Source organism: Pseudoclavibacter sp. RFBJ3, from assembly GCF_002931375.1.
Classification (GTDB): domain Bacteria; phylum Actinomycetota; class Actinomycetes; order Actinomycetales; family Microbacteriaceae; genus Pseudoclavibacter.
Genome location: NZ_PSXZ01000015.1, coordinates 87,440 through 114,265 on the forward strand (window position 1 = coordinate 87,440; position 26,826 = coordinate 114,265).

Sequence of the window (26,826 nt, forward strand, 5' to 3'; positions counted from 1 at the left end):
GAGCGGAGCGCCTCGCCGCCCCTCTCGAGCTACTCGCCGGCCGCGCCCGCCTCGGTGACCGAGACGTCGGCGCGGGTGAAGTTCATGAACGACCTCGAAGCGGTCGGGCCGCGCTGCCCGAGGTAGCGGGAGCTGTAGATCGCGGAGCCGTAGGGGTGCTCCGCGGCACTCGAGAGCTGGAAGAAGCAGAGCTGGCCGATCTTCATGCCGGGCCAGAGCTTGATGGGGAGCGTCGCGACGTTCGACAGCTCCAACGTGACGTGCCCCGTGAACCCGGGGTCGATGAATCCGGCTGTCGAGTGCGTGAGCAGCCCGAGCCTGCCGAGCGAGCTCTTGCCTTCGAGCCGAGCAGCGACATCGTCGCCGAGGGTGACGCGTTCGAACGTGGAGGCGAGCACGAACTCGCCTGGGTGCAGCACGAACGGCTCGTCTGGCTTCGACGTGACCAGCCTCGTCAGCTCCGGCTGCTCCTCTGCCGGGTCGATGAACGGGTACCTGTGGTTGTCGAACAGCCGGAAGTACCTGTCGAGGCGCACGTCGATGCTCGAGGGCTGCACGAGCCCGGGCTCGTACGGCTCGAGGCCGATACGGCCCGCTTCGACGCCCTGCTTGATGTCGCGATCGCTGAGAAGCACGTCGTCAGCCTAGTTGGTCGGCGGATGCGCGAGGCTAGGCTGATGACGTGAGCAGAAACGTGTGGACCGTCATCGGCGTCATCGTGGCCGTCGTGATCGCGTGGTGGCTCGTCGACGTGCTCTTCCACTTGGCCTGGATGGTGGCTCGACTGAGCATCGTCGCCGTGGTTGCCGTCATCGTGTTCTTCGTCATCCGCGCGCTCGTCGCCAAACGCGACTGAACCCGACCGGCGCGGTGCCGGTCGGGTTCAGAGGTTCAGTTCGGTCACTCCCCCTCAGGAGCGCAGCCTCAGGCGGGGATGACGTTCGCCTCGAGTTCCTCGTCGGGTGCGCTGAATGCGCGCTGGTCACGAGGAGTGTTCGGCATGTTCGGTGGGGTGTTGTCGTTGAGCGGCGTGTACACGTTCGTGCCCATCTTCCGTCGGAACGCGAGTTCCACACCATCCACCGTCACGTACCTGTCGATGTAGATGGACGGTTTGTTGCCGTCAACGCGGACGTCGCCCTTGAAGACCATGTCGCTGACGAGGTTCGTGACACCCTCCGTCGGCACGATCGTACGCAGGTAGGTCATCTGGTAGCTCTCGTGCCTGCCCTCAGGGAAGTCGTGTGTGCCGATCGGTTCGAGATCACTCCAGGACGAGGAAACGCTCGGCGACCATGAGCTCGGACCGGGAAGGTAGTGCACCACGATTCGCGTGTTCGCAATGACGGATTTGCTCGTCGTATTCGTCACCCAGAGCCCGTAGCGTCCGTACATGTGCTTCTGACCGGGGCGCCCCTCGATGCCGTAGGTGCCACGCCCCGCCTGCGGCCAGCTGAAGGCGATCCACCCGTTCAGACCCGCCGGCTGCGCCGGTATTTCTGAGCTCGCCTGGGCTGGAGCGGAGACCGCGATGGCGATCGTCGGCAGCGCCCACGCCGCCGCGGATGCGACCGCCCGTCGACTCGGCCCCTGTTTTTCGGCGCGCAGAATATCGCTCATGTTTCCCCCCGGAGTTGCTGAACAGTGAACCGACATTCCCCTACGTCTGGCCTCACTGCGATGTGCAGTCCACGATGACAGACTGCCGATTGGACCGCAACATTCCGGGGAGTTGGGTGGGCACCTCAGGCAGGCCCTCACGGCCGCGCCGCCACCACCCCCAGGTGGCTTCGTTGTACGATGGTGGAGTTCATCGCCCAAGGGTGCTGAATGCGCGGATGTAGTTCAATGGCAGAACTTCAGCTTCCCAAGCTGATAGCGCGGGTTCGATTCCCGTCATCCGCTCCACGAAAAAGGCCAGGCCGGTCGCTGGACGCGACCTGGCCTGGCCCTTTCTCTTGCCGCGGTCAGCTCTCGCCGCGACCTGTCTTCTGCTGGAGGCGGTCGATATGCTCCGACGCCTCGGCTTTTGTGATGTCCGCAGGGATCTCTTCGCCAGCCTCGCGGGCAAGCGTGTCGAGGTAGCTGCGCTGCGCGCCGGTCATCGGCTCGTCGCCGGTGACCCAGTTCGAGGGGTCCTTCTCCGTGCCGTTCTCATCGGGCTCGGTTGCTCCGAGCATTTCACCTTCGTGTGTCTCTGCCATACCGGCGAGAATAGGCGGCTCGCCTGGCTGGCGACCCGACGAATCCTGGGAAGATGTGTTCGAACCCGAGCGCCCTCGATGCCACACGGTGGTAGGTATCAGAAGTCGGCGATGACCAGCTTCTTCATCTGCATCATGTGCTCGTAGCCATCCGGTTTCGCCATGAGCTCCCCCATGTTCGTGGGCACGATCTGCCAGCTCACTCCGAACCTGTCCGCCAGCCAGCCGCACTGCTCGGCCTCCGGGACGGCGCTCATCGCGTTCCAGTAGTGGTCGATCTCCGCCTGGTCGGCGCAGTCGACCTCGAGTGAGACGCCGCAGTCGAAGCCGAACTCCTGGCCGGCCCCGTTGTCCATCGCGACGAACCACTGCCCGGCGAGCTGGAAGTCGGCGTACATGACGGCACCCGCCGGAGCGGGACCCGAAGGCGCCGGGTACTCGGCGACCGTGCCGATGCGCGCATCCGGGAACAGGGAGACGTAGAAGTCGATGGCCTCGCGCGCCCTGTTCTGCGCCGCTCCGCCGAAGAGCAGACTCGGCACGATGAACGGCCGGGCCTCGTCGGCCGTGCTCAGCCCGGCGGGATCGACGAACATGAGCTGCCAGCTCACGCCGTAGCGGTCCTCGACCCAGCCGTAGTGCGGGCTGAAGGGGTACTCCTGCAGCGGCATGAGCACCTTGCCGCCATCGCTGAGCGCAGTCCAGAGCTTGTCGAGGCTCGCTCGCACCGACGCCGCGTCGCCGCCGAGCACGCGCGGGTCGAAGTTGAGCATGAACGAGACCGACGGGTTCGGCCTGAACTGGTCGCCGGCGTTGATGAGCGTGAACCGGTACTCGTCGATCTCCACGCCCACGACGAGCGGCAGGCCCGCGAAGTCCTTCTGGAAGTCGAGGAGGTCGGTCTCGGGGTATCGGGCTTCCACGGACGTCGTCGTCTTGGGGAAGCTGGAAGCGTAGAACTCGCCGGCTTCTTCGGCATTCTTGGTGAACCAGAGGTTCGGGATGATCTTCTGCATGACTCGCTGCTCCTGCACGCGTCGGTCGATCTGAGCCCGGTCGGGCCCACTCGCAAAATTACTCCCGACCCCCGACAACGGCGGCGAGCCTCGTGCTCGAGTGGGAGCGAACACCCAGGGTTCGGCTACTGCAGACCCGCGGTGAGTCTCGCGAGGTTGTCGAGGACGGTCGAGCGCAGCGGCTGCTTCCGCCACTCGAACATCGTCAGCTCTCGTGACTGCTCGCGGTAGTCCTGCTGCACCTCTCGGAGGTCCTCCACGAAGTCCGCGCTGCGCACCATGAGCGACACCTCGAAGTTCAGCGAGAAGGAGCGCATGTCCATATTGGACGACCCGATGACGGCAACCTCGTCGTCGATCGTGAAGTGCTTGGCGTGCAGGATGGTCGGCGACTTGTACATCCAGATGCGCACCCCCGCGAGCAGCAGGGCCTCGTAGTAGGAGCGCTGCGCGTGGTAGACCATGGCCTGGTCGCCGATCTCCGAGACGAACAGCTCGACGACCACCCCGCGTGCCGTCGCGGTCGTGATGGCGTACAGCATCGACTCGTCCGGAACGAAGTAGGGGCTCGTGATGATGATCGACTTCTGGGCGACGTAGAGGAGGTTAAGGAAGAGGCGGAGGTTGTTCTCGCTGGGATACCCGGGGCCGCTCGGCACGATCTGGCAGTCCATCCGCGCTTCCTGCGGCATCGTCTCGACGTCGGTGAGGTCTTCCGGGATGATCGTTCCCGACTCCGAGTACCAGTCGGTGATGAAGACGGCGCTGACGGCGTGCACGGCTGGCCCCTCGAGGCGGACCATGAGGTCGTGCCAGTGGAGGCCGCGGCGGATGTTGCCGCGCTTGTTGTACGTCGAGTCGACGACATTCTGCGAGCCGAGGTAGGCGGAGTTGCCGTCGACGATGAGGAGCTTGCGGTGGTTTCGCAGGTCTGGCCGCTGGTACTCGCCGCGCCAGGGGCGGACGGGGAGCATGTAGTGCCACTCGGCGCCGGCCCGCTCGAGGGCCTTGAGCCGCGACAGCGTGTGCTTGCGGTAGCCGGGCACGCGGATGGAGGCGATGTGGTCGAGCAGGATGCGAACGCTCACGCCTCGGGCGACCGCTCGGTCGAGAGCATCGAAGATCGGCAGCGTGGTGTGGTCGCAGGCGAGGATGTAGAACTCGACATGCACCCACTTCTCTGCCGTATCGATCTCGGCGGCCATCGCGACGATGGTCTCCTCGTAGTCGCCCTGCAGGACGACCTCGTTGTCGCTGATGAGGGGGATGGCCGTGTACGTGCGGTTGAGGGCGACGACGGAGTCGAACCAGGCCGGGTCGCTGTGCTTGGTCGGCTCGACCTCGACGCTCCCGACGGCCATGTTGATGAAGGTCGTGACCTCCTGCTGGCGCTCCATGCGCTTCGCGGGGAGACGGAAGCTGCCGAGGAGCAGGAACGCGATGACGCCGACGTACGGGATGAGGAAGATCGCCATGAGCCAGGCGATGCCGACGCTCGGCTTCCGGTTGCGTGGCACGACGATGATCGCGATGACTCGGATGATCAGGTCGATGATCGCGAAGATGAAGCCAGCGCTGATCGTGATGTGCGGGATCTCGGCCATCGGGTCTCCTCGGGGTACTAGGGGACAGCGTAGGCCAAGGGATGGGCGTGAGCGGGACGTGCATCCGCGCCCAGAAATTGTTGCACTTTCCTCGATTAGTGCAATACTGCACTAGTGACTGATAGTGCAACGAATCTGCGGGCTCGCAAGATGGCGCGGACGAGCCGCGACATCTCGTCGATGGCCCGACGCCGCGCCCTCGATGTCGGCCTTCCCGGCTTCACGATCGAGGAGCTCTGCGAGCAGGTCGGCATCTCCCGAAGGACGTTCTTCAACTACTTCGCCTCGAAGGAAGACGCCGTTCTCGGCATCTCGGCCCGACGAGACACGACCCACCTCGACGAGCGCTTCGTGGCCGGCGGCGACCCCGGGAGCGAGCAGCTGAGCCCTGACCTCCTCGAAGCGCTGACACACCTGGCACTCGAGCGGTGGCGCGAGTCCGACCCGGAGCCGAACTCCGGCGACATCCGCGAAGTCATGGCCGTCATCGACCAGGAGCCGAAGCTCTTCAAGCGGGTGCTCGAGCACATGTCGAGCGACGAGAAGCGAGACGTCGCCCTCGTCGAGCGTCGAGAGGGGCTCCCGACCGGGGACCTTCGCGCCTCCGCAGCCGTGCAGCTCCTCATGTCCATCATGCGGGCGAGTGCCTTCGAGTTCTTCACGACCGACAACACCGACGACATGGAGACGGTCGTCTCCAGACGCGTCGCCGCCATGCGCGCCGTAGTGCAGCGCTGAGGGCGGCACCTGCCCCTCTTCTCGGCCACGCCTCCTCCCGCTCTCCAGCCTTCCTCTCTCCCCCACCCTTCTCTTCCTTCCCTCTTCTTCCCGCACCGCACTCCTCGAATGGACCCACGCATGACCACCAGTGCACCGGCGCCAGCTGCGCCGCAGTTCCTGCTCACGAAGCGCAGGATCTGGACCATCTTCGGCGCCCTCATCGCCGGCATGCTCCTCTCGAGCCTCGACCAGACGATCGTCTCGACAGCGATGCCGACGATCGTGGGCGAGCTCGGCGGGGTCGACCACCAGGTGTGGATTACGACCGCCTACCTCCTCGCGACGACCATCGTCATGCCGATCTACGGCAAGTTCGGTGACGTGCTCGGGCGACGGAACCTCTTCCTCATCGCGATCGCGATCTTCACGCTCGCGTCGGTGGGCTGCGCCTTCGCGGACAGCTTCTGGGCGTTCGTGGTGTTCCGCGCCATCCAGGGCCTCGGCGGCGGCGGGCTCATCATCCTGTCGCAGGCGATCATCGCCGACATCGTGCCGGCCAGCGAACGCGGCAAGTACCTGGGCCCGCTCGGCGCGGTCTTCGGGCTCTCGGCCGTCGGTGGCCCACTGCTGGGTGGCTACTTCGTCGACCACCTGACGTGGCAGTGGGCGTTCTACATCAACATCCCGGTCGGCATCGCGGCGTTTGTCATCGCCGTGGTGGCGCTGAAGCTGCCGAGCAAGAAGGCGACGAAGCGCATCGACTACCTCGGCGTGCTCTTCTTGTCTGCTGCGACGACCTGCCTCATCTTCTTCACCGACTTCGGTGCGGATGCGCAGCACGGGTGGGCGTCGATGGTCACGTGGGCATGGGGCCTCGGCCTCCTCGTGGCGGCGGCGATGTTCGTCTTCGTCGAGTCGCGCGCGGAGGATCCGATCATCCCGCTGGGCCTCTTCAAGAACCCGATCTTCGTGAACGCGACGGCCATCGGCCTGACGCTCGGCATCGGCATGTTCGCGGCGATCGGCTTCGTCCCGACGTTCCTGCAGATGTCGTCTGGCACGTCGGCCGCAGCCTCGGGACTGCTCATGCTGCCGATGATGGTGGGCCTCATGGGCACGTCCATCGCTTCGGGAATCCTCATCTCGAAGACGGGGCGGTACCGCATCTACCCGATCGTGGGCACGGTGCTGACCGGTCTCGCGATGGTGGCGATGACCACCTTGACGGCGGATACGCCCATCTGGCTCATCTGCGTGTTCCTGTTCTTCTTCGGGGCGGGGCTCGGGCTCATCATGCAGGTTGTCGTCCTGGTCGTTCAGAACGCGGTGCCAGCGGCCGAGATCGGCACGGCGACGAGTACGAACAACTACTTCCGTGAGGTTGGGGCGGCGCTCGGCACGGCGGTGTTCGGTGCAATCTTCACGACGCGACTGACGGAGAACCTCACCTCGGTATTCACGGCGAGCGGCGCCAGCCCGGCTGATGCTGCGACGGCGACCTCCACGATCGACCCGCAGACGCTCTCACAGCTGCCGGACGAGGTTCGGGACGGGATCGTCACGGCCTACGCCGACGCTCTGGCTCCCGTCTTCTGGTACCTGGTGCCGTTCATCGCGCTCGCGTTCCTGCTCTCGCTCTTCCTGAAGCAGATCCCCCTCTCTGATGTTGCCGGGCTTGTGGCTCGTGGCGAGGCGGTCGGCGGGGAAGAGGCGGAACAGCTCGACGCGGCAGCTCGGGAGAGTCGGGAGAACCACGAGGCGGGCGATGGTGCCACCCCGGGCGTGGAGCCGAAGAAGCTCAACTCAAACGGGCCGAGGAGCCGCGACTAGCGGGGTGCCGTCGAGAACGCGCGTGCCGCGCGGAGGGCTGCTTCGACCTGCATCCCCTCGAAGGGGAGGACCGCAGTGAGAGCCTCTCCGGTGAGCTCCGGGCCCAGCTCTGCGCCTCGCTGGACGGCTTCCGCGTCGACCTGCTCGGGGGCTGATTCCGGGTCGTCGAGGTCCATGACGGCACCCTCGAACCAGTCGGCGGCGGCGGCGAGCATCTGCTCCTCGCTGAGCACGGGGAGCAGATGCCGGTCGAGTCCGTCGACGACGCCGAGGTCGACGGTGCGCCAGGCCTCCCCCGCGTTCTCGCGCCAGTAGACGAATCCGAGCCAGGGCTGCTCCCCGCCTGCCACCCAGCGGCGTCCCGATTCCGAGCTGACGGCGGCTTCGGCGTGCGCCACTCCCCACTCGGGCATGCCGGTGATGAGGTCGAAGCCCCGCCTGTACGTCTCGGAGTGGTCGCGGTCGATGCCGGCGAGGACGGCCCGGCCGTCGGGGAGCGGGGTGAGCCGAGCCCAGCTGCCACCCCCGTCGGAGTAGAACCAGCCGTGCTCGTCGGCGCGGGAGTTGTCGCCACCCTCGCCGAGGATCGCGGTCTCGATGGCCGCAGCGAGCGCCCAACGCCCCCTGATTACCTCGATGGTGGGGAACTGCCGAGTTCGGAATGCGGTCATGCGCTCATCTTTCCAAGCGCCTCCTCGGCGCTGCTGGGTGTTGCTTGGAACTGGACCGCGCCCGGTGTCTCGCGGATGCGCGTGCGAGCCACCCTGGGGCCGGTTGCGGGTTCGACCTTCCACGTCCGGCTCTGCGCGGGCGAGATGGTGAGCCGACCCAGGTGCACTTCGTGGTGATGGAAGGTGCAGAGCGCGATGCCGTTGCTCGTGTCGGTGCGTCCACCTCTCGACCACGGGGTGACATGGTGGATCTCGACGGTGTCGAAGGGGAGCTCGCACGCGGGCGCTCTGCACCCGCCGTCTCGGGCGAAGACCGCTCTCCGTTGAGCCGGGCTGAAGAGTCTTCGCTTGCGGCCGAGCTTGAGGACTTCGCCGTCGTCGTCGACGAGCGCAACCCGGATGATGCCATCGCAGAGGATGCGCTGGGCCGCCTCGACCGGGACAGGCTCGCCGCTGTGCTCGAGCCGCGAGATGTCCGCCGGCGTCTCGGCGGCTCCCGCGAGACCGGCCCGCGTGACGGTCATGACCAGGGTGGGCGCTTCGCCACCGGTCCGGGGCGCGCCTGGGGACTCGGCATGCTGAGCGAAGACCGAGACGAGCGCGTCGATGCGTCGCTGAGAGAAGCTGCGATCGTCCCGGATCTGCGGCTCCTCCTGAGGAGCGAGGGTGCCGCTGGGCTCGTCACCTGCTTCGCACGCGTGGTCGCGCCGCGGCGAGAGATACGCGTCGAGGACGCGCATGATGGTCTCGCCCTGCTCCGGGGTCGCGAGGAGCCTGCCCTGCACCATGCCGTCAGCGCGACGGGTGAAGGAGAGTCCTCGCTTCGCGGCTTGACGTTCCGCGTTGGGCTCCGCGCCGTCTGGGTCGAGGAAGGCCACCCACATGGCGGCCTGCTTGGCCAGACGCTCCGGCGACGCCGGCTCGTCGTCCTCCTGGGTGAGCCCGCACGCGGCCTGGACGAGCTCGTACTCTGCGCGATCGAGGTCGCCGATATCGACGCTGCCGCCCGCTTCGCGCAGCCCTGCGACGATCGCAGACGCCTGCGAGAGCGTCACCCGCCCTTCCGCGACCGCGACCGCGACCTGGCTCCGTGTGGGCCGAAGCGCCTCGCCCGTCATGCTGATGCGCTCGCGCGTCGCCTCGGCGACCTCGCGAAGCTTGGCCGCCTCGGCTCGGCGAAGGCCGAAGGTCTGCCGCACGGCCTCGTGCACGGACCGGTACCCACCCCGACGCACCAGAGAACCAGAGAAGGCCACCGGCGTGATCTCGTCTCGCCCGAGCAGCTCGGCCGTCATCTCCAAGATCGTCGCGTCGAGCATCCGCTTGCGAGCGGCCAGCTCTTCGAACGCGGCGAAGAACTCGGCGTCGAGCACCGACGAGACGGGCTGTCGCCCGTCGACGAGCGCCGTGACGACGGCCGTGGCTGCGATGCCGGACTCTCGCTCGGCAGCAGCAACGCTCGCCGGTAGACCCGCGAGGACTCCAGCCCCTGCCCCAGCACCAGCACCAGCACCAGATACTCCACCCAATGCGTGTTCGTCGTCGCCCATCGAATCCCCCCTCATTGTCCCGGCACCCTCCACCCAAGGCATTTCTGCCTGCGGATTCGCGTGCCGAGCTGGCTTCCCCCGAAGCCAGTCCCAGCCTATCGTGCATCGAACATATATTCGTGCTCTGTGGAGAAATTCCACGTCACAGAACAGTAACCGGACGCTGGAATCACCAGCAACGCAGGCGAGCCCGCGCGCCTCCCAGCACACCTTCGACGCTACTTCTGGCCGCCGACATTCGGCGGGCGAGAGCACCCCGCGGGTGCCCCGTCCAAGCTGTGTTCCTCCCAGGGCGCGCGCGGGATACTCTTTCGATCACCTCTGCTTCACTTACCGCCCCTGCATCTCAGCGACTGGACGCATCCTTCCGTGGCTCCCACACTCTTCCCCTGGCTCGACCCTGAAACGATCATTCACGGTGCGGGCCCCTGGGCGCTTCTTGTCGTGTGCCTCATCGTGTTCTCGGAGACCGGGCTCCTCGTCGGCTTCCTGCTGCCCGGCGACACACTGTTGCTCATCACGGGACTGCTCGCGTTCTACCCGGGCATCGGCTTCGACATCTGGTGGGTGTGCCTCGCCATCGGATTCGCCGCGTTCCTCGGCGGCGAGGTCGGCTACCTGATAGGGCGAAAAGCGGGGCCGAGGATCTTCGAGCGCAAGGAGAGCGGCCTCTTCAGCGTGAAGAACGTCGAACGGACCAACGCTTTCTTCGAGCGCTTCGGCGGCCTCGCGGTCATCATCGCCCGCTTCGTTCCTGTCGTGCGCACCTTCGCTCCGGTGGCCGCGGGCGTCGGCAAGATGGACTACCGCAAGTACACGATCTACAACCTCATCGGCGCGCTCATCTGGGGCGCCGGCCTCACCTTCGCCGGCTACCTCCTCGGCTATGTGCCGGTACTCGGCGACTTCATCCGCGAGTACATCGACGTGATCCTGATCGTCGCGGTGCTCGCGACCGTGGTGCCCACGAGCATCCACTACCTCCTGAACTCGCGGAAGTCCCGCCGCGAGGCAGAGCAGCGCAACCGCGATGAAGCGAAGAACCTCTCGCTTGCACCGAAGGACTTCGACCAGAAGCTCGGCGACTGAACGTCGGAATTCCGGCACCAGCTGCCCAGGCGTGCGGTGGACTCCGCCGCCCCGCGAACCGCCGATAACAAGGTATGTCGCCCTCCCGCGAGGCTCGATTCCGGCCGCTGACGGGTGGCTCGAACGCGACGTAGGCTTGCCTGCGCGGCATGCTCTGCCGCGTCTCTCGACGGCGTTGCAGTGAGGAGTTCGGTTCACGGATGAGCGGCATCTGGCGGTACCAGTCGACCTCGATCCCCCTTCGACTGGCGAACGCCGGAGCAGTTGTCGCTCTTCCCCTGCTTGCCGTCGAGCAGCTCGGGGACGTCGCCGTCGGCGGTTTCCTCGTCGCCGTCGCCCTCTTCCCGAGCGTCATCGCGGCACCGCTCGTTGGCGCCCTCCTCGACCGGATGCGCCGCCCGAAGCTGCTCCTCATCATCGGGGGGACGATCACGGCGGCCGCCTACCTCTTCGCCTCGCAGCTGGGCACGCTGCCGATCGGCGTCATCGCCGTCATCCTCGCGGTCGCCGGGTTCGTGACCCCCGCCTATATGGGCGGCCTCTCGAGTTTCGCAACCGACAACATCGAGCCGGCCAGGAAGGCCTACGCGCAGGACGCGCTCTCCTACACGATCGCCTCGGTCGGTGGTCCGGCGCTGGCGGCGCTCGCGATCCCACTGGCGGGCTCAGCACGACTCGCGATGGTGCTCCTCGCGAGCCTCGCCCTCATCGGGGCGGTGGCCGGGTTCGGCATCCGGATGCACGCGAAGAACGGCCCGGTGGAAGGCCTCGGGCGGACGATCGCTCGCGGCATGACGTACCTCGTCAAGCACAAGCCGATCGCGATCGTCACGATCGCCGGCACCGTCAGCCAGGTCGCCGGTGGCGCGCTCGGCATCGCCGCCATCGCCATCTCCCTGGAGCGGACCGGCTCCGAGGCGCCCGCCGCCTGGCTCGTCACCGCCTATGCGATCGGCGGCCTCGCCGGCGCCCTCTTCATGGCGGTCAGGACCTGGACCACCCGGGGCCCGGTCTGGGTCATGGGGATGGGCTTCGTCGCGACGGGTGTCTTCCTCCTCATCGCGGTGCCGGCGCTGCCGATCGGGTTCGCGTTCGCGGCTGTCCTCATCTCGGGCCTCTTCGCGGCACCCGCGAACGCCGCCATGATGCTGCTCCGCGACAAGGAGAGCAAGCCGAACGTGCGCTCGCAGGTCTTCACGATCGGCGCCGGCCTGCGGGTCACGGCGGCCGCCGTCGGCGCGGCCATCGCCGGGCTCATCGCGGGCTTCGACGCCGGCTGGCTGATCGCCGGGATGGCCATCATCTGGATCCTCTCCGGCGCGATCCTCTGGTTCTTCCCGAACCCGCCGGCACGCACGGGCATCATCCCCGTGCAGAAGGGCCCGCAGGCGCCGTAGCGCGGGCCAGCAGGCCAACCGCCGCCACCTGAGGCGAGTCCGCTGCCACGTCCGCGCAGGCAAACGCTGCCAGCCAAGTGGCCAGCAACACGCCCGGCGGAAGGGGCACTTGGCTGGCAGCGTTGGCACCCAGGCCCTCGACGACCGCTTGGCCGCCACGGGCCAGCGAGGATGACCGAGCAGCGAGCAGCGAGCGCTTCCCCGGCCGGCGTGGGGGACTCCCCGGAAGACGCGCGTGCGGCGCCTGAGCGAGCGGAGCATCCCATGACCGAGAACCCCGCCCTGGTGGTTGCCGTCATCGCGCTGGGCTTCGCGGCGGTCACGCTCCTCCTGGTGTGGATGCTGCGCGCCGCCCCTCGCCCACCGCGCGACTCCGAGCTCTCCCCAGACGAACGGCGCCGACGGGCCGAGAACCCGGGCCCGGCGCCGACGAGCATCCGCTTCGATCACGGCAACAACTCGGGCTACTGACGCGAGAGACCTCAGCGCGGACGCCGATCGCTGCCAGCCGATGTGCCCCTTCCCGAACTCGGTGAAGGGCACATCGGCTGGCAGCGATCGCAGTGGTGTTGCCGAAGCCGTCGCTAGGCGACGCCCACGAGCAGCCAGACGACGAAGCAGAGCAGGAAGCCGACGAGGCCGAGCACCGTCGTGAGGACGGTCCACGTGCGGAGACCGTCCGCGACGCCGAGGCCCAGGTAGCGGGTGACGACCCAGAAGCCGGAGTCGTTGACGTGCGAGAGGCCGAGCGCGCCGAAGGCGATGGCGAGGGCGAGCAGCGCGACTTGAATCGTCGAGTATCCGCCGCCGAGGATCGACGCGCTGAGGAGGCCAGCCGTCGTGAGGATCGCGACCGTCGCCGACCCCTGCGCCGCGCGCAGCGCGAGCGAGATGAGGTACGCCATGATCATGAGCGGCATGCCCGTGGCGAGCAGCGTCTCGCTGAGTGCCGTACCGATCCCGCTCTCGGTGAGGACGCGGGCGAACGCGCCGCCACCACCCGTGACGAGGAGGACGACCGCAACTGGGGGCAGCGCCGCTTCGACGACGTCGCCGAGCTGCGATGCGCTCCAGCCGCGGCGGATGCCGAGGAAGAAGCTCGCGAGGAGCACCGTCACGAGGAGCGCGAACAGTGGCGCTCCGATGAACGCGAGCACGTTGCGGATGGGGTCGCCGACCGGCAGCAGCGTGGCGCCGACCGTGCCGAGGGCGATCATGATGAGCGGCGTGACGATGAGCGCCATGACCATGCCTGCGCTCGGCGGCGCGACCGTGCGGGCCTTGGTGGCTGTGCCGGACGCGCCGGACGCGCCGCTTTCCGAGCCGGACGCCCCTTCGGCGTCGGCGACAATCGCAGTCGCTTTCTCCGTGCCGAACTCAGCGAACGACTTGGCAGTGGCCGGCAGCATCGTGAAGTTCTTGCGGTTGAGCCACTTCGAGAAGAAGTGCGAGACGACGGCGAGCAGGAGGCAGATGGGGAGGCCGATCATGGTCACCCAACCGAGGTCGGCGCCGAGGATTCCGGCGCCTCCGACGATTCCGGGGTGCGGGGGCATCGCGACGTGCACGGCGAGCATGATGCCGCCGATCGGCAGCCCGAACTTCACCGGGTCGACGCCTGCCGCCTTGCAGAAGCCGTAGATGATCGGCACGAGGATGATGAACCCGACGTCGAAGAAGACGGGGATCGCGAGCACGAGCGCGGCGGCCGTGAGGGCACCGGCGACGCGCTTCGGCCCGAGCAGCTTCGTGAAGCGCCCGGCGAGGCTGGAGGCACCGCCGGAGATCTCGATGATCTTCCCGAGCATCGCGCCGAGCGCGACGAGGATCGCGACCGACCCGAGCACACCGCCCATTCCGGCGATGATCGACTCGATGATGCCGACGCGTGCCGGTTCGAGTTCCGTCTCGGGCACCGTCACGAGCGGCAGTCCCGTCGCGAGGCCCAGGAGGACGCTCACGATGAGCAGGGCCAGGAAGGCGTGCACCTTGAGTTTGATGATCAGCAGCAGGAGGAGGCCGATGCCTCCGGCTGCGATCGCGAGCAGTAGGAATGTAGACAAGTCCGTCTCCTTTGACGAGGGCGCCGACGAAAGCGCTGACGAGGACGCTGACGAGCGCGTTGTTTGGGTGAGAGCGGGGGCTCTTGCTTACGAGTCGGTGGTCTTCGGGGCGAGGGCGAGGATGACGGCTGAGTCGTCGGACGCACCGAGTCCCTGTGCCTGGCCAAGGAGGTACAGCTGCTCGGCGGCGGCGGCGACCGGTGTCGGGAGTCCGACGGCGCGGCTCGCCTTGCCGACGATGCCCATGTCCTTCACGAAGATATCGAGGCGGCTGAGCACTTCGGCGCCGTCCTCGTCGTACGCCTCGAGGATGCGGGGGCCGCGGTTCGCGAGCATGAACGAGCCCGCTGCTCCGGCGCCGAGCGTCTCGAGGGTCTTGGCCGGGTCGAGCCCGAGGCGCTCGGCGAGCGCGAGCGCCTCCGCTGCGGCCGCGATGTGCACGCCGCAGAGCAGCTGGTTGACGGTCTTCAGCGCCTGACCGTCGCCGGGGCGGTCGCCGACCACGGTGAGGGTGGATGCGAGGAGGCCGAGCACGGGCTGCGCCTTCTCTCGCGCTGCCGGCGTCGCACCGACGACGATGAGCAGGTCGCCCTCGCCCGCGCGGACGGGGCCGCCGGAGAGGGGCGCATCCACGAGCTCGACCGAGTGCTGCTCGAGGCGAGCGACGACGTCGGCGATGCCGTCGGTTCCGACGGTGCTCGTGAGGATCACGACTGCGCCCTCGTCGAGCTTGTCGGCGATGCCGTTCTCTCCGAACAGCACTTCGTGCAGCTGCTCGCCGTTGCGGACGGCGAGGAGGACCGCGTCGACGCCGGCGACCGCGCTGGCCGCGGAGGCGTGCGGCACGATGCCCGCGGCGGCCGCGAGGTCGAGGCGCGGCTGCGCGATGTCGAAGCCGTTGACCGTGAGCTGGCTGCTGAGGCGGGTCGCCATCGGCAGGCCCATCGCGCCGAGCCCGAGGACGGCGACGGAGTAGGTGGAGGAGGTCATGGTTGCTCGTTTCTCGGTGCGTGTGGAGATCTCAGCGCTGTTGCTGATCAGTTGGATGCGGGAATGGGTGCGGATGCAGGTGCGTCGACGCCGACAGCGGCGCTCGCGTGGAACTTCTCGACGACCCGCGCGAGCGAGTCCTCGTCGCCGACGTTCCCGGCGAACACGACGTAGGGGATGCCGTCGGCCGGTCCCCCGACCGCCTGCCAGAGGGAGACGATGCCGGGCAGCATGGGGCCGCGGACGACGGCGTGACGGATCTCGAGGCCGTTCGTGGCGACGTCGCTCGAGGTGATCCCGCCCTTGGCGATGACGAAGCTCGGCGGCGTCACGCGGAGCGCGTGCGCGACGACCTCGCAGACGGCAGCAGAGACGTCTCTGGAGATCGCGAGGGAAGCGTCCGCGTCGTCGGTCTTCACGAGCTCGCGGCTCGTGTGGAGGATCACGTCGCCGCTCGCGAGCGCTTCGACGACGCGAGCCTTCGCCTCGCCGATGTGCGCGTCTCGGGCGTCCGCGTCGATGATCGCCGAGACGGAGAGCTCGACGGTCGGCAGGTGGGGATGCTCGGCCCGGAGGGCTGCGAGCTGCCGTGTCGTGAGGTCGACGTGCGAGCCGACGACGATCAGGCCGCCGGCAGCGGGCCCGGTCGCCCCGTCGCGCGCCAGCTGCGCCGGGGCGAGTGGGGAGGCGATCTCCTGCCCGATGCGGGCTCGCACGAACGGCGGCCCGACGCGGTAGAGGAACTGCTTGCCGTCGGCCTCCGCGAGCTCGAGCCCGAGGGCGACGATGCGGATGTCGTCCTCGATGAGCACGTCGACGACGATCGGCTGACCGTCGCGCGCATCCTGCAGCACGCTTGCGACCGCTTCTGGGCCGCGACGGATGATATCGAGCGAGAGCACCGTCACATCTGCGGCGGCCCAGCGGCCCTTCGTCTTCTCCTCGACCCATTCGGGCAGCGCGGAGCTGCGGAAGCCGAACGTCGCATCCTTCGCGAACTCCGTCTCGGCGACCGGCACGAGCTCGCCGTTCTGCCGGTAGTAGTGGATGCCCCCGATCGTGACCCTTCCAGCGTCGGGAAATGCGGGAACGATGAGGACGCCGTCCGGCACCGGGCCGCCGAGCTCGGCGAGCGTTGCCGCGATGACGTCGGTCTCGAGGGGGAAGTGGCCGCGCAGCGTGCTGTCGCCGCGGCTCACGAAGGCGATTCGGCGCTCGAGGCGCTCCGCCGCGGCGAGGGCTGCCGTCACGACCTCGCGGTTGCGTGCGGCGGCGGATTCGGCGTCGAGGCTGCGCGTGTTCGTGAGGACGTACACGGCGTCGCGGCCCTGTTCGAGGGCCCAGACGAGGTCGTCCTGCTCCCAGCGGGTGAGGACGGGAAGATCGGCGACTGACTGCGTCCCGGTGGGATCGTCGTCGAGCACGATGAGGGTCACTCCGGATTCGCGGACCCGGTCGGCGACCTCCGCAGCGTCGACGCGCACCGGGGCGGGGTACTGCTCGAGCAGTCGGCTTTCATCCATCAGAGAACTCCCTTGTAATCGGATATCAGATATCTTGCGCCCGCCAAAGGGTGTTGTCAAGGAGATATCTGATATCTCGAGGGAGGGAACCGGGTGACGCCTGCGACGCACCGCCGCCGGAAGGAAGTGCGGCGATCAGGCTCGAGGGGTGAGCACGTACTCCTGCAGGTCGTCCGCCGTCTGCTGCATGTGCGACTCCATCGCCGCTCGCGCGGCTGGGCCGTCGCCGGAGCGCAGCGCCTCGAGGATCCCCGCATGCTCGCGGATGGCATTCACCTGCACCTGCGGCACCGCGGAGGTCTCGTAGCGGCGCTCGTACATGAACTTCCCGAGCGGCTCGAGCAGCACGCGCAGGAACGGGTTGCCGCTCGCCCGCAGCACGACATCGTGGAACGCGATGTCGGCGGTGACGAAGGTGTGCACGTCGTTCGCGGCGCTCGCCGCGCGCATCTCCTCGAGGTACCCCTCGAGCTTCTCGAGGTCGTCGGCGGTGCGCAACGGGGCAGCGAGCTCGCAGGCACCCGTCTCGATCATCCGTCGAAGCTGGACGAGCTGCACCGAGGCCTGCGCCTTGCCGCCGGTCGACGTCGCGGCGCGCAGGAGCGGCTCGATGCCGGTCCAGTCCTCCATGGGAAGCACGCGACCGCGAGTCCCGGGAACCGGCTGAACGACTCCCTGCGCCTGCAGCGTCTTGAGGGCCTCGCGCAGCGTGAGGCGGTTCACGCCGAGCCGCTCGGCGAGGTCGATCTCACGCGGCAGCGGCGCCCCCTGGGGCAGCGCCCCCGAGATGATGTCATCGAGGAGCCGGTCGCTGACCGACTGAACAAGCGACGCTCTCGCCATGGTGACCTCCGAACTCGCAATGCTAGTGGGCGCGCCCGGACACCGGCTCACGCGAGCGTCACCGCAGCGTGACGGCGACCTCCACGACGACGTCGTTCGCATCCTCTCCGATGACACGCTGGCGCACCTCGGGCGATGTGAGCGCCACCCCGCGCTCCGCGAGCGCGTCGAAGAGGGCCACGACGGCCGGATGCACGGACCCCTCCGGCAGATCGGCACCGTGCGAGCGCCACACGGCCACGAGGTCGGTTCGCGGCGGCAGCTCATCCGCGAGGATGCGCCCGTCGTGCCACGACTCGTCGTCGGCTTCCGGGAGGCGCGCGACCGGCCAGCAGAAGAGCATCTGCAGCTCGGATGCTCGTGCCGTGCTGCCGGGGGCCTCCCGGAAGGACGTCCAGAACCCGGGCCCCGGCTCGAGCCCAGCCTCGACACTGCGCCGATGCAGTTCGGCGAATTCCCGGTTCGCGTCCTCATCGCTCGGCGCCGCACCGGCGCCGTCCCCGCGAGCGACGCCCCCGCCGGCCGCATCGAGGTCAGCGGGCAGCGGAATGACGCGCGCGACGAACGGCGTGGCCCCGAGTCGCCGCTCCTCGACGAGAACCGGGCGCGCGAATGCGGTGAGCACGGCGTCCGCAGCCGTCATGGCTGCATCCTCGACGTCACGTTTCCGCACCACTTCGGCACGATGGTGACGCAGCACGTCGGCTGCGTCTCCGTCTCGGAGCGCCCTCGCGGCGGAGGGCAGCGGCACCCCGGCCGCCCGCAGCGCCTGCAGGAGGGCGCCGTCGCGCACCTGCGACTCGGCGTACCTGCGGTACCCGGTCACCGCATCCACTTCGTACGGGACGAGCGCCTTCGTCTCGTCGTAGTGACGCAGCGCCTTCACGCTGATGCCGGTCGTGTTCGCGAATTCCCCGATGGTGAGCATGCCTCAAGCCTGCCGCCTCCCGTAGGAGGAGAGTCAAGCGGGGTCACTCCGCAGACCTGCCCGGTTGGACCAGACGCCTCGAGCTCGCCGGCATGCGCCTCGAGGCGCGAGGCGCGATCAGGCCGCCGCCATCTCGAGCGCCTCCTCCGCACGCTCCGCGCTGCCCTCCGCAAGGCCGCGCTTGAGGGCCGGAGCCAACGCGACACACAGGACCACCCCGACAGCGAGCACCGCGACCTCGGTCACGGTGAGCGCCCAGATGATGCCGGGCAGGCCGAACCAGATGCTCCCCGCGATCACCACGGGGATGAACAGCACCCCTTGGGCGGCCGACATGATGGTCGCGGGAAGGGCACGGCCGGTTGCCTGGAACAGCGACGTGATGAGGCCGGTGAAGCCGTTCGCGATCATCGCGATGAGCTGCGCCGCGAGCACCACGACGCCGATCGCGAGCACGGATGCGTCGACCACGAAGAGCGCGAACACCTGCTCTCGGAAGCACAGCAGGAGGATGGCCGCGAGCGCGGCGACCGCGCCGACCGTGATGGCGGATGCTCGCAGCGCCGACCCGAAGCGTGCGCCGTCGCCCTTGCCGTACGAGTAGGCCAGAAGCGGCAGCACGCCGAGGGTGACACCCATGATGAGGAACTCGGGCACCTGGGCGATACGCACGGCGACGCCCATCGCCGCGAGCGGCCCCTCACCGTAGGCTGCGGCGAGGTTGTTGAGCACCAGCGCCGTGACGATGAGGAACGCCGACTGCAGCAGCGTGCCGATGCCGACGCCGAGGACCGGCTTCTGCACGGAGCCCGCGAGGGTGAACCAGCGAGGAGAGAGACTCACGTGCTCGCTGTTGCGCGTGAGCCAGAGAACGAAGTACGCGACGACGACGAGGTTCGCGAGCCCCGTCGCCACGGCCGCCCCCGCCACGCCCCAGTTGAGCACCAGGATGAACAGGGCGTCGAGAGCCAGGTTCACGACGGCGGAGAGCACGAGCGCGACCATGACCTGCTTCGCCGCGCCTTCCGCCCGGACGAGCTGCTCGAGGCAGACCGCCGCGGCGAGGACGGGCACGAAGCCGAGCAGTACCCCGACGAAGGCAGCCGTGGGCGCCGCGACGGATGCGTCGGCGCCGAGCAGCGAGACGAGCGGCGAGAGGAACACGAGCCCGATGGCGGCGACCACGGCCCCCACGACCACCGAGCCCCAGAGCGAGTAGGACGCGACCCGCTTGATGGTCGCCGCCTTCGAGGGGTCGCGTTCGGCCCCGCCGAGGAGGCGCGACACGAGCGCCCCTCCCCCGACCCCGAAGACGTTCCCGACCCCCATGACGAGGATGAGGACCGGCGAGCCCAGGGTGATGGCGGCCAGCAGGGCCGTGTCCCCGAGCGAGCCGATGAACCCCGCATTGGTGAGGTTGTAGATCGCTCCGACGATCATCGCGGCCGCCATGGGCACGCAGAGGTGCAGGAGTGCACTGACGATCGGTGCCGACGAGAGGTACCAGCGGTTCGTGTGCACCGCATCCGGGGCGGCGTCACGGGCTGTCGACAGATCGGCCGTGGCTTGTGTTTCTGGTGGTGTGCTCATGGTTGCTTCTTTCTGGGCAGGACGGAGCGCGCGCCGACACTCGTCGGCACGTGAGGGGATGCGCGACTCGGTCGCGCGCCTCGGAGGGCTAGTCGCGCACTGGCTGCGGGAGCTGAGCCGTGATCTTGGCGAGGAGCGCCTGGAACGCGACTCGTTCATCGGCATCGAGCGGCGCGAGGATCGTCTCGTCTGCGGCGATCATGGCCTCCTCGAAGCCCGCGATGAGCTCGGCCCCGGCGGGCGTGGCGTAGACGCGCTTGGTGCGCTCGTCGCCGCCCTCGGTTCGGCGTTCGATGAGCCCTCGCCCCTCGAGGCCGCGGAGCAGACTCGAGACGCTCGCCGGGGTTGTGCGACTCATTCGAGCGAGCTCCGATTGGCTCGCCCCTGGGCTCTGCACGAGGTAGCCGAGCACGAAGCTCTGCGGCCGGGTGAGCTCGCGCTCACGTGTCCAGTCCTCCCCGGCCTTCATCTGCGCCCAGCTGATCCATCGGACGAACTCGAGGGGCGTGCGTGGGGCTGGGGCTGCATCCGACATAGTTAGAACTATGACAGTTAGAGTTCTAACTGTCAAGATGGCTCAGCCCGTGCCCCGCGCCGCACGCGTAGACTGGGCGGATTCACCGGGAGGAGCAACGATGCCCGAACCGAAGCATCCAGAGAAGCGCGCGAAGCCGGAAGCCGGCGTGGCGCGCATCGTCGAGAACATCGACGAGACCGCGGCCATGTTCTCCGAGCCGAAGATCACCGCCGTCGGCATCCCCGCAGTGTTCAACTCGCTCAAGGTGACGACGGCGCAGATGGGCCCAGCCCGCACAGCCCGCACCCTGCTGCGCATCAACCAGAAGGACGGCTTCGACTGCCCCGGATGCGCGTGGCCGGAGGGCAAGCACCGCAGCCCGGCCGAGTTCTGCGAGAACGGCGCGAAGGCCGTCGCCGAGGAGGCCACGAAACGGCGCGTTCCCCCGAGCTTCTTCGCCGAGCACTCCATCGAGGAGTTGCGTACCTGGGACGACTACTCGCTCGGCCAGCAGGGCCGCCTCACGCATCCGATGCTCCTCGAGGAGGGCGGCACGCACTACCGGGCCGTGAGCTGGGACGACGCGTTCGACATCATCGCCGATGAGTTCGCGCAGATGTCGAGCCCAGACGAGGCGATCTTCTACACCTCCGGCCGCACCTCGAACGAGGCGGCGTTCGTGTACCAGCTGTTCGTGCGCGGCCTCGGCACGAACAACCTCCCCGACTGCTCCAACATGTGCCACGAGTCGAGCGGTTCCGCACTCGGCGAGACGCTCGGCATCGGCAAGGGCTCGGTGAGCCTCGAGGACCTCCACGAGGCCGACCTCATCATCATCGCCGGCCAGAACCCCGGCACCAACCACCCGCGCATGCTCACCGCGCTCGAGAAGGCGAAGCTCAACGGGGGCAAGATCATCGCCGTGAACCCGCTGCCCGAGGCGGCGCTCATGCGGTACGAGAACCCGCAGACTGTGCGCGGCATGGTGCTCGGCGGCACCGCCCTCAACGACCTGTTCCTGCAGATCAAGCTGGGCGGCGACCAGGCGCTCTTCCAGGCTCTGGGCCGCATCCTGCTCGACGCAGAGGAGGCGAACCCCGGCACCGTCTTCGACCACGACTTCATCGCCGCGAAGACGTCGGGCGTGGATGCGTACCTCGAGTCCCTCCGCACGCTCGACTGGGCCGAGGTCGAGACCGCGACCGGCCTGAGCGAGGCGGAGATCCGCGAGGCCGGTGAGCTGCTGCTCGCTTCAAAATCGACGATCGTCTGCTGGGCGATGGGCCTCACCCAGCACAAGCACTCCGTGCCGACACTGCGCGACTGCGTCAACCTGCTGCTCCTGCAGGGCAACATCGGCAAGCCCGGCGCGGGCGTCTGCCCCGTGCGCGGGCACTCGAACGTGCAGGGCGACCGCACGATGGGCATCTTCGAGCGGATGCCGGAGTCGTTCCACGACAAGCTCGACGCCGAGTTCTCGTTCGCGTCTCCCCGCGAGCACGGCTACGACACGGTCGAGGCGATCCGCGCCATGCGCGACGGCAAGGCCCGCGTCTTCATGGCCATGGGCGGCAACTTCTCCAGGGCGACACCCGACACGGCGGTGACGGAGGCGGCCATGGCGTCGCTTGCCCTTACGGTGCAGGTATCGACGAAGCTGAACCGCTCGCACGTCGCAACGGGGCGCCGAGCGCTCATCCTCCCCACCCTCGGCCGCACGGAACGCGACCGGCAGGCGGGCGGCACGCAGCGCGTGACCGTCGAGGACTCCATGAGCGCCGTGCATGCCTCCCACGGGCGGCTCGAGCCGGCAAGCGATGAACTGCTCAGCGAGGTCGCCATCGTCACGATGCTCGCCGAGCGGGTCCTCACCCGTTCGCGCCCGAACGTGCCGCAGGTGAACTGGGCCGAGCTGCGCGCCGACTACGCGAACGTGCGCGCATCCATCTCCCGGGTCATTCCCGGGTTCGAGGACTTCGAGGCGAAGATCGACGAGCCCGGCGGGTTCGTCCTGCCGAACGGGCCGCGCGACGGCCGCGACTTCTCGAGCATCGGCGGCACTGCGAAGTTCACAGCCAACGAGCTCGAGTACCCGAAGGTCCCCGAGGGGCGCCTGCTACTGCAGACGCTGCGCTCGCACGACCAGTTCAACACCACCATCTACGGCAAGGACGACCGGTACCGGGGCGTGAAGAGCGCCAGGAGGGTCGTCTTCGTCAACGAGGCGGATGCACGGGACCGCGGCCTCGCCGACGGCGACCACGTCGACATCGTGTCGGAGTGGCCCGGCCGCGACGGGTCTCTCGAAGAGCGCCGCAGCGAACGCCACCGCATCGTCGTCTACTCCACCCCGCGCGGCTGCGTCGCCGCGTACTACCCGGAGACGAACGTGCTCGTGCCGCTCGACTCGACCGCCGATGTCAGCAACACGCCGACCTCGAAGTCGATCGTCGTTCGACTGGAGAAGCTCGACAGCTGAAGCGAGCATCTCCTTCGCCATGGGAAGCGCCCGCCACCCTGGGCGGTGGGGCCTCAGGCTCGGCGGCGGATGCGGATCGGCCCCTTCGCCGAGGCGCCGTCGACGACTTCGCCGCCCTGGGTGATGTCGACGTCGCCGGCCGCCACGAGGCGCAGCGCGGCTGCCCTCGCCGCGTCCATCTCGCCGCGCCACTCGTCTCCCCCGACGGCTCGCGCCGCCTCGGACGGGCAGATGGTGGCGCCCTCGGCCCGCTTGGCGAGCAGGTCGAGGATCACGCGCTCGAGCTGCTGATCGCGCTGCGAGGCCGGGGTCACAGCAGCCGCTCCGCGAGGACCTTCGCCGTCGCCTCGGGATGCACGCGGTGCCCGACCGACTCGGCGACCTCGACGAGCTCCGACCCAGGCAGCGTCTCGGCCAGCCGCCTCGCGGCGCTCGCGAGGAACGGGAACGTGTCGCCGCCCACGACGATCGTCACGGGCACCTGCACGTCGACCATCGCCGCCGTCGGCGTCGACACCTGCCGCACGAGCTGCGCGTCGTAGACCGTCGACTGCGCGAGCGGCATGAGGCCGGGGAAGATCGGGCTCTGCCGAATCTGCTCGACGAGGGCAGGGTCGAGTCCAACCCCCTCGAGCTGGAACGTCGACACCGCGGTTGCCGAGTCGCCGTCGTCGACGAGCCGCTGCAGGCGCTCGGCCAGGTCGGGCGCCGGCTCGTGCTGCCCGAACCGGAACGGAGGCTCCGACAGGAACAGGTGCTGCACGGGAACACCGAGGGAGGCGGCGAAGAGCGCAAGCACGGCCCCGGAGGAATGCCCCACCACGCTCACCTGGCCACCGACCGCGCCGATGACGGCGGCAAGATCTTCCGCTTCACGCTCTGGCGCCGACGGCTTCGTATCACCGCTGTCGCCGCGGGCACGCCGATCATAGGCGACGGCCGCGAAGCCGGCCCTGACGAGTGCCAGCGCGAACTCCGTCACGTCACGCGCCGTCGAGAACGCGCCGTTCACGATGAGCACCACGGGCCCCGAGCCGCGGATCTCGTAGGCGATGCGCGTTCCATCCGCCGACAGGACCGTCTCGCGATCGACGCGAACCCCGCCCGTGCCCGGCTCTTCTGCTGCGACCATGTTCCTGCTCCCTCACCCTTGAGCGCTGCCGTCGGCCCTCCAGCGAATGCGGGCCGCGAGGCAAGTCTGCACCCTCGCGGCCCGTCTGAGGCGTTTCCTCCTCGCCTCGTTACCGAGCGGCAGCCAGTTCCTCGTCTGGGTGCTCACGCGCGTAGTTGGAACCAGCGTGGCCCGTGCTCAACCGCTTCCTGAGCACCAGCAGCCACCAGAGGAATGCCAGCCCGAGAGCTCCTGCGAACACGAAGCCGTTGCCAGCGAACGCGGGGAGGAACAGCAGTGCGATCTCGACGATCAGGAACACCACGAGACTGATGATGAGCAGCGGCCGCCTGGCGCGCCCGAGGTCGAAGGTGCCCGGTTCTGGCGCCGGGATACGGCCCTTGTACGACGCGATCAACAGACCGATCGTCTGCAGGACGTAGGTGCTGAAGAACGCAAGAGTCGCGATGCCGAGGAAGTAGTTGAAGGCGGCGGGACTGACGAGCGCAGACAGGAGCAGGAGCACCGAGACCACCCCGAGCGTGAGCACTGCTGTGGATGGGGTCTTGCGGGTGGGGCTCACGTGGCGGAGCGCTTTCGAGAAGGGCATCATGTTGTCTCGCGACATCGAGTAGAGCAGCCGGGTGCCGACCAAGACGTTGGCGAGCAGGCACACGAGGATGTTGGTGAGCGCGATGGCGATGACGATCTTCGAGACGACGGGGCCGAGCTGCTGCGAGATGATCTCGTCGATGGGCGCCGAGGAGGCGAGCACTCCCGCAGGGTCCTTGATCGCGAGCGTGTACACGAGGTACATGGCGAACTCGATGATGCAGGACGCCGCGAACGCGTAGAACATGGTGCGGGGGATGACGCGGCGCGCGTCCTTCGTCTCCTCCGCCACGTCGGCGACCGCTTCCACCCCGACGAGTCCGAAGAACGGCCCGAGGGATGCGGCGAGCCATGCCAGCAGGTACGGAGTCGCGTCATCGGGGCTGTTGCCCTCGAACAGCGACGAGAACGGCTGCGCGTTGCCAGGGATGACGAAGGCCACGAACGCGATCACGAGTGTGACGCCGATGGTGACGACGAACTCCAGGCCCACCCCGATGTTGTTGATGAGCGTCGCGAGCCTGACTCGGTAGGCGTTGATGAGCACGCATACGACGACGACCGCGATGGCGAGGAAGATCTGGTTGGGCTGCGAGAGCTCCCAGCCGAAGACGCTGCCGAGATAGCCGGCGAACACGTAGCCGAGGCTGGTCATGCCGCTGGTCCAGCCGATGAGCGCCGCGAAGCCGGTGAACCAGCCGAATACCGGCCCGTTCAGTCGGCTTGTCCACTGGTAGGCGTAGCCGGCGAGGGGGATCTTGGCCGAGATGTCAGCCGCGATGAGCGTCCAGAGCAGGAATACCGGGATCGCGATGAACAGGGTCCAGATGAATGGAGCTCCCGCATTTGAATAGCCGGCCGCGAATCCGGAGAAGACCGCCGTGGTCGCGCTGATCGTCGAGAATCCGATTGCGAAGGATGCGATCTTCCCAACAGATCTATCGAGTTTCTGGTCATACCCGAATTCCGCGAGCCGCGCATCCTCGTCCGTGCCTGAACTCGATGGTTCAGGCAGAGGATCACGCCTGGACCTCTTCAGTGGATTTATCACTGCATCTCCTCGCCTCTTTGCGTGGAACGACCATGATCCGGCCGTGTCCTTGGAGACAGTGAACCCAGTGGCCCAGCACTCTGGAAGTCCGGTCCTCTTATGGATTGATAACTCTGGTCTATCGGTCCGAGTCCGATTGCCGCACCTGCGCCCGGTCGAGCATGCGCTGGACGAGCCTTCGCGCAGAGGGTGACACCCGGTCGGGGTGCCAAGCGAGCGCGGAGTAGCTGACGGGTCTGTCCACGATGGGGACGAACGTGATGCCCGGCCGGTCGTAGAGCCTGGTCATCGACGAGGTCGTGAAGCTCACGCCGATGCCGCGCGAGACCATCGTCGTCTCAGTCTCGTAGGTCGCAGCCTCACCGGCGATCAACGCTGGCTTGCCGTGTCGCGCGTCGGCAGCCATCCAGTAGTCTCGCCAGGCTCCTGCCGACTCGGGGGCGACGATCAGCGGCTCGTCGAGGAGCTCCTCGATCCGCAGCTCGCTCTTGCCCGCGAGCCGGTGCGCCCTCGGCAGACAGGCCACCCAGGTCTCCTCCTCCACCACTGCGATCTCCAGCCCGAACGCCCCGACAGGAGGGCGGATGAGCGCGATGTCGGACTTCCCACTCGCGAGCCCGGCCGTCGGGTCGGCGAAGTCGTATTCCGTCATCTCGATCGTGATGCCCGGCAGGTCCCGCTCCACGTCCTCGAGCAGGGTGAAGAGGAGATCCGCTCCCGTCCCGATGAGATACCCGATGCGCACTTCGGCGTGATCGATGAGCGTCGAGGCGATGTCGAGAGTCTCGTCCACAGCGCGCAGCGCCGCACGCACATGGGGGAGCCACTCGCGTCCGAATGCGGTCAGCGTGACGGACCGGGTGTCGCGGTCGAAGACCTTCGCACCCAGCTGCTCCTCCAGTTGACGGATGGCGGAGGAGAGGGCGGGCTGGGTGATGAAGAGCTTCTCGGCAGCTCGCCGATAGTTCAGGTCCGCTGCGACCGCGTTGACGTAGCGAAGCTGCCGCAGGGTCACGTCTCCGGTCATCGCTCCTCCAA

At 68.1% G+C, this 26,826-nt stretch carries 25 protein-coding genes and 1 tRNA gene; 8 read left to right on the forward strand and 18 right to left on the reverse strand.

Translation table 11 applies throughout. From position 1 onward, the window contains the following. Window positions 1–29 precede the first annotated feature (29 nt). Window positions 30–635, reverse strand: coding sequence for a dCTP deaminase (dcd, locus tag C5E07_RS14165; protein WP_104300105.1), 606 nt, complete (start codon window positions 633–635; stop codon window positions 30–32). 47 nt (window positions 636–682) lie between these two features. On the opposite strand from dcd, the gene C5E07_RS19550 reads away from it, so the two are divergent. Next, on the forward strand, window positions 683–856 hold the full coding sequence (locus C5E07_RS19550; protein ID WP_181058052.1) for a hypothetical protein: 174 nt from the start codon (window positions 683–685) through the stop codon (window positions 854–856). Between the two features lie 68 nt (window positions 857–924). On the opposite strand, the gene C5E07_RS14170 is transcribed toward C5E07_RS19550, so the two are convergent. Continuing rightward, a complete protein-coding gene (locus tag C5E07_RS14170) occupies window positions 925–1,620 on the reverse strand; it encodes a hypothetical protein (protein ID WP_104300107.1) in 696 nt (231 codons plus the stop codon). A 214-nt stretch (window positions 1,621–1,834) separates the two neighbouring features. Between C5E07_RS14170 and C5E07_RS14175 the strand changes: the two genes are divergently transcribed. Next, window positions 1,835–1,908: transfer RNA gene (locus C5E07_RS14175), tRNA-Gly, on the forward strand. Between the two features lie 59 nt (window positions 1,909–1,967). Here the strand turns inward: C5E07_RS14175 and C5E07_RS14180 are convergent. The 3 genes from C5E07_RS14180 to cls all read right to left on the reverse strand — a co-directional run bounded on the left by C5E07_RS14180 (window position 1,968) and on the right by cls (window position 4,824). After that, entirely contained in the window at window positions 1,968–2,204 is a 237-nt protein-coding gene (locus tag C5E07_RS14180; RefSeq protein ID WP_104243732.1) for a DUF3072 domain-containing protein, read from the reverse strand. Window positions 2,205–2,302: 98 nt separating this feature from the next. After that, the gene (locus C5E07_RS14185; protein ID WP_104300605.1) at window positions 2,303–3,220 is read right to left on the reverse strand and encodes a VOC family protein; all 918 of its coding nucleotides are present in this window, start codon (window positions 3,218–3,220) and stop codon (window positions 2,303–2,305) included. Between the two features lie 125 nt (window positions 3,221–3,345). After that, the gene (cls, locus tag C5E07_RS14190; protein WP_104300109.1) at window positions 3,346–4,824 is read right to left on the reverse strand and encodes a cardiolipin synthase; all 1,479 of its coding nucleotides are present in this window, start codon (window positions 4,822–4,824) and stop codon (window positions 3,346–3,348) included. A gap of 114 nt (window positions 4,825–4,938) precedes the next feature. On the opposite strand from cls, the gene C5E07_RS14195 reads away from it, so the two are divergent. Next, window positions 4,939–5,562 (forward strand): TetR/AcrR family transcriptional regulator, encoded by a 624-nt coding sequence (locus C5E07_RS14195; protein ID WP_219820094.1) that lies wholly within the window; start codon window positions 4,939–4,941, stop codon window positions 5,560–5,562. A 120-nt stretch (window positions 5,563–5,682) separates the two neighbouring features. After that, on the forward strand, window positions 5,683–7,374 hold the full coding sequence (locus C5E07_RS14200) for an MDR family MFS transporter (protein ID WP_104300113.1): 1,692 nt from the start codon (window positions 5,683–5,685) through the stop codon (window positions 7,372–7,374). On the opposite strand, the gene C5E07_RS14205 is transcribed toward C5E07_RS14200, so the two are convergent. Together C5E07_RS14205 and C5E07_RS14210 are read right to left on the reverse strand one after the other, a co-directional pair. Further along, complete coding sequence (locus C5E07_RS14205) at window positions 7,371–8,045, reverse strand: hypothetical protein (RefSeq protein WP_104300115.1); 675 nt, start codon at window positions 8,043–8,045, stop codon at window positions 7,371–7,373. The genes C5E07_RS14200 and C5E07_RS14205 overlap by 4 nt on opposite strands. Continuing rightward, a complete protein-coding gene (locus C5E07_RS14210; protein WP_181058054.1) occupies window positions 8,042–9,595 on the reverse strand; it encodes an HNH endonuclease signature motif containing protein in 1,554 nt (517 codons plus the stop codon). Before C5E07_RS14210 ends, C5E07_RS14205 begins: the two co-directional genes overlap by 4 nt. Before the next feature lie 369 nt (window positions 9,596–9,964). Between C5E07_RS14210 and C5E07_RS14215 the strand changes: the two genes are divergently transcribed. From C5E07_RS14215 to C5E07_RS14225, 3 genes are all read left to right on the forward strand, one after another. After that, window positions 9,965–10,684 carry a DedA family protein gene (locus C5E07_RS14215; RefSeq protein WP_104300119.1) on the forward strand — a complete coding sequence of 240 codons (720 nt, stop codon included), beginning with the start codon at window positions 9,965–9,967 and terminating at the stop codon, window positions 10,682–10,684. A 200-nt stretch (window positions 10,685–10,884) separates the two neighbouring features. Further along, window positions 10,885–12,081 carry an MFS transporter gene (locus C5E07_RS14220; protein WP_104300121.1) on the forward strand — a complete coding sequence of 399 codons (1,197 nt, stop codon included), beginning with the start codon at window positions 10,885–10,887 and terminating at the stop codon, window positions 12,079–12,081. 264 nt (window positions 12,082–12,345) lie between these two features. Continuing rightward, window positions 12,346–12,552 carry a hypothetical protein gene (locus C5E07_RS14225; RefSeq protein WP_104300123.1) on the forward strand — a complete coding sequence of 69 codons (207 nt, stop codon included), beginning with the start codon at window positions 12,346–12,348 and terminating at the stop codon, window positions 12,550–12,552. Between the two features lie 113 nt (window positions 12,553–12,665). Here the strand turns inward: C5E07_RS14225 and C5E07_RS14230 are convergent, their stop codons facing one another. From C5E07_RS14230 to C5E07_RS14260, 7 genes are all read right to left on the reverse strand, one after another. After that, complete coding sequence (locus C5E07_RS14230) at window positions 12,666–14,144, reverse strand: GntP family transporter (protein ID WP_104300125.1); 1,479 nt, start codon at window positions 14,142–14,144, stop codon at window positions 12,666–12,668. An 87-nt stretch (window positions 14,145–14,231) separates the two neighbouring features. Further along, window positions 14,232–15,134, reverse strand: coding sequence for an NAD(P)-dependent oxidoreductase (locus C5E07_RS14235; RefSeq protein ID WP_104243750.1), 903 nt, complete (start codon window positions 15,132–15,134; stop codon window positions 14,232–14,234). A 47-nt stretch (window positions 15,135–15,181) separates the two neighbouring features. Further along, a complete protein-coding gene (locus C5E07_RS14240; RefSeq protein WP_104300607.1) occupies window positions 15,182–16,660 on the reverse strand; it encodes a four-carbon acid sugar kinase family protein in 1,479 nt (492 codons plus the stop codon). A gap of 132 nt (window positions 16,661–16,792) precedes the next feature. Next, entirely contained in the window at window positions 16,793–17,500 is a 708-nt protein-coding gene (locus tag C5E07_RS14245; RefSeq protein WP_104300127.1) for a FadR/GntR family transcriptional regulator, read from the reverse strand. 58 nt (window positions 17,501–17,558) lie between these two features. After that, window positions 17,559–18,428, reverse strand: a complete 870-nt coding sequence (locus tag C5E07_RS14250) for a MerR family transcriptional regulator (protein ID WP_104300129.1) — start codon at window positions 18,426–18,428, stop codon at window positions 17,559–17,561. Between the two features lie 117 nt (window positions 18,429–18,545). Next, window positions 18,546–20,018, reverse strand: coding sequence for an MATE family efflux transporter (locus C5E07_RS14255; protein WP_104300131.1), 1,473 nt, complete (start codon window positions 20,016–20,018; stop codon window positions 18,546–18,548). 88 nt (window positions 20,019–20,106) lie between these two features. Beyond that, a complete protein-coding gene (locus C5E07_RS14260; RefSeq protein ID WP_104300133.1) occupies window positions 20,107–20,553 on the reverse strand; it encodes a MarR family winged helix-turn-helix transcriptional regulator in 447 nt (148 codons plus the stop codon). A gap of 187 nt (window positions 20,554–20,740) precedes the next feature. Here C5E07_RS14260 and C5E07_RS14265 point away from each other — a divergent pair, with 187 nt between their 5' ends. After that, complete coding sequence (locus C5E07_RS14265) at window positions 20,741–23,014, forward strand: FdhF/YdeP family oxidoreductase (RefSeq protein ID WP_104300609.1); 2,274 nt, start codon at window positions 20,741–20,743, stop codon at window positions 23,012–23,014. A 53-nt stretch (window positions 23,015–23,067) separates the two neighbouring features. Here C5E07_RS14265 and C5E07_RS14270 read toward each other — a convergent pair whose 3' ends face one another. The 4 genes from C5E07_RS14270 to C5E07_RS14285 form a co-directional block, all read right to left on the reverse strand. After that, entirely contained in the window at window positions 23,068–23,328 is a 261-nt protein-coding gene (locus tag C5E07_RS14270) for a DUF3253 domain-containing protein (RefSeq protein ID WP_104300135.1), read from the reverse strand. Further along, the gene (locus tag C5E07_RS14275; protein WP_104300137.1) at window positions 23,325–24,146 is read right to left on the reverse strand and encodes an alpha/beta fold hydrolase; all 822 of its coding nucleotides are present in this window, start codon (window positions 24,144–24,146) and stop codon (window positions 23,325–23,327) included. Before C5E07_RS14275 ends, C5E07_RS14270 begins: the two co-directional genes overlap by 4 nt. A gap of 109 nt (window positions 24,147–24,255) precedes the next feature. Next, window positions 24,256–25,788: an APC family permease gene (locus C5E07_RS14280; protein WP_219819530.1), complete on the reverse strand. Its 1,533-nt coding sequence runs from the start codon at window positions 25,786–25,788 to the stop codon at window positions 24,256–24,258. A 118-nt stretch (window positions 25,789–25,906) separates the two neighbouring features. After that, window positions 25,907–26,815: a LysR family transcriptional regulator gene (locus C5E07_RS14285; RefSeq protein ID WP_104300139.1), complete on the reverse strand. Its 909-nt coding sequence runs from the start codon at window positions 26,813–26,815 to the stop codon at window positions 25,907–25,909. Window positions 26,816–26,826: the final 11 nt, after the last annotated feature.

What these genes read in the sequence shown, in the direction of transcription:
- C5E07_RS14170 (WP_104300107.1), bottom strand. Translation starts at nt 1,620, where the DNA reads ATGAGCGATATTCTGCGCGCCGAAAAACAGGGGCCGAGTCGACGGGCG.
- C5E07_RS14180 (WP_104243732.1), bottom strand. Translation starts at nt 2,204, where the DNA reads ATGGCAGAGACACACGAAGGTGAAATGCTCGGAGCAACCGAGCCCGAT.
- C5E07_RS14185 (WP_104300605.1), bottom strand. Translation starts at nt 3,220, where the DNA reads ATGCAGAAGATCATCCCGAACCTCTGGTTCACCAAGAATGCCGAAGAA.
- cls (WP_104300109.1), bottom strand. Translation starts at nt 4,824, where the DNA reads ATGGCCGAGATCCCGCACATCACGATCAGCGCTGGCTTCATCTTCGCG.
- C5E07_RS14200 (WP_104300113.1), top strand. Translation starts at nt 5,683, where the DNA reads ATGACCACCAGTGCACCGGCGCCAGCTGCGCCGCAGTTCCTGCTCACG.
- C5E07_RS14205 (WP_104300115.1), bottom strand. Translation starts at nt 8,045, where the DNA reads ATGACCGCATTCCGAACTCGGCAGTTCCCCACCATCGAGGTAATCAGG.
- C5E07_RS14210 (WP_181058054.1), bottom strand. Translation starts at nt 9,595, where the DNA reads ATGGGCGACGACGAACACGCATTGGGTGGAGTATCTGGTGCTGGTGCT.
- C5E07_RS14220 (WP_104300121.1), top strand. Translation starts at nt 10,885, where the DNA reads ATGAGCGGCATCTGGCGGTACCAGTCGACCTCGATCCCCCTTCGACTG.
- C5E07_RS14225 (WP_104300123.1), top strand. Translation starts at nt 12,346, where the DNA reads ATGACCGAGAACCCCGCCCTGGTGGTTGCCGTCATCGCGCTGGGCTTC.
- C5E07_RS14235 (WP_104243750.1), bottom strand. Translation starts at nt 15,134, where the DNA reads ATGACCTCCTCCACCTACTCCGTCGCCGTCCTCGGGCTCGGCGCGATG.
- C5E07_RS14245 (WP_104300127.1), bottom strand. Translation starts at nt 17,500, where the DNA reads ATGGCGAGAGCGTCGCTTGTTCAGTCGGTCAGCGACCGGCTCCTCGAT.
- C5E07_RS14250 (WP_104300129.1), bottom strand. Translation starts at nt 18,428, where the DNA reads ATGCTCACCATCGGGGAATTCGCGAACACGACCGGCATCAGCGTGAAG.
- C5E07_RS14255 (WP_104300131.1), bottom strand. Translation starts at nt 20,018, where the DNA reads ATGAGCACACCACCAGAAACACAAGCCACGGCCGATCTGTCGACAGCC.
- C5E07_RS14260 (WP_104300133.1), bottom strand. Translation starts at nt 20,553, where the DNA reads ATGTCGGATGCAGCCCCAGCCCCACGCACGCCCCTCGAGTTCGTCCGA.
- C5E07_RS14265 (WP_104300609.1), top strand. Translation starts at nt 20,741, where the DNA reads ATGTTCTCCGAGCCGAAGATCACCGCCGTCGGCATCCCCGCAGTGTTC.
- C5E07_RS14275 (WP_104300137.1), bottom strand. Translation starts at nt 24,146, where the DNA reads ATGGTCGCAGCAGAAGAGCCGGGCACGGGCGGGGTTCGCGTCGATCGC.
- C5E07_RS14285 (WP_104300139.1), bottom strand. Translation starts at nt 26,815, where the DNA reads ATGACCGGAGACGTGACCCTGCGGCAGCTTCGCTACGTCAACGCGGTC.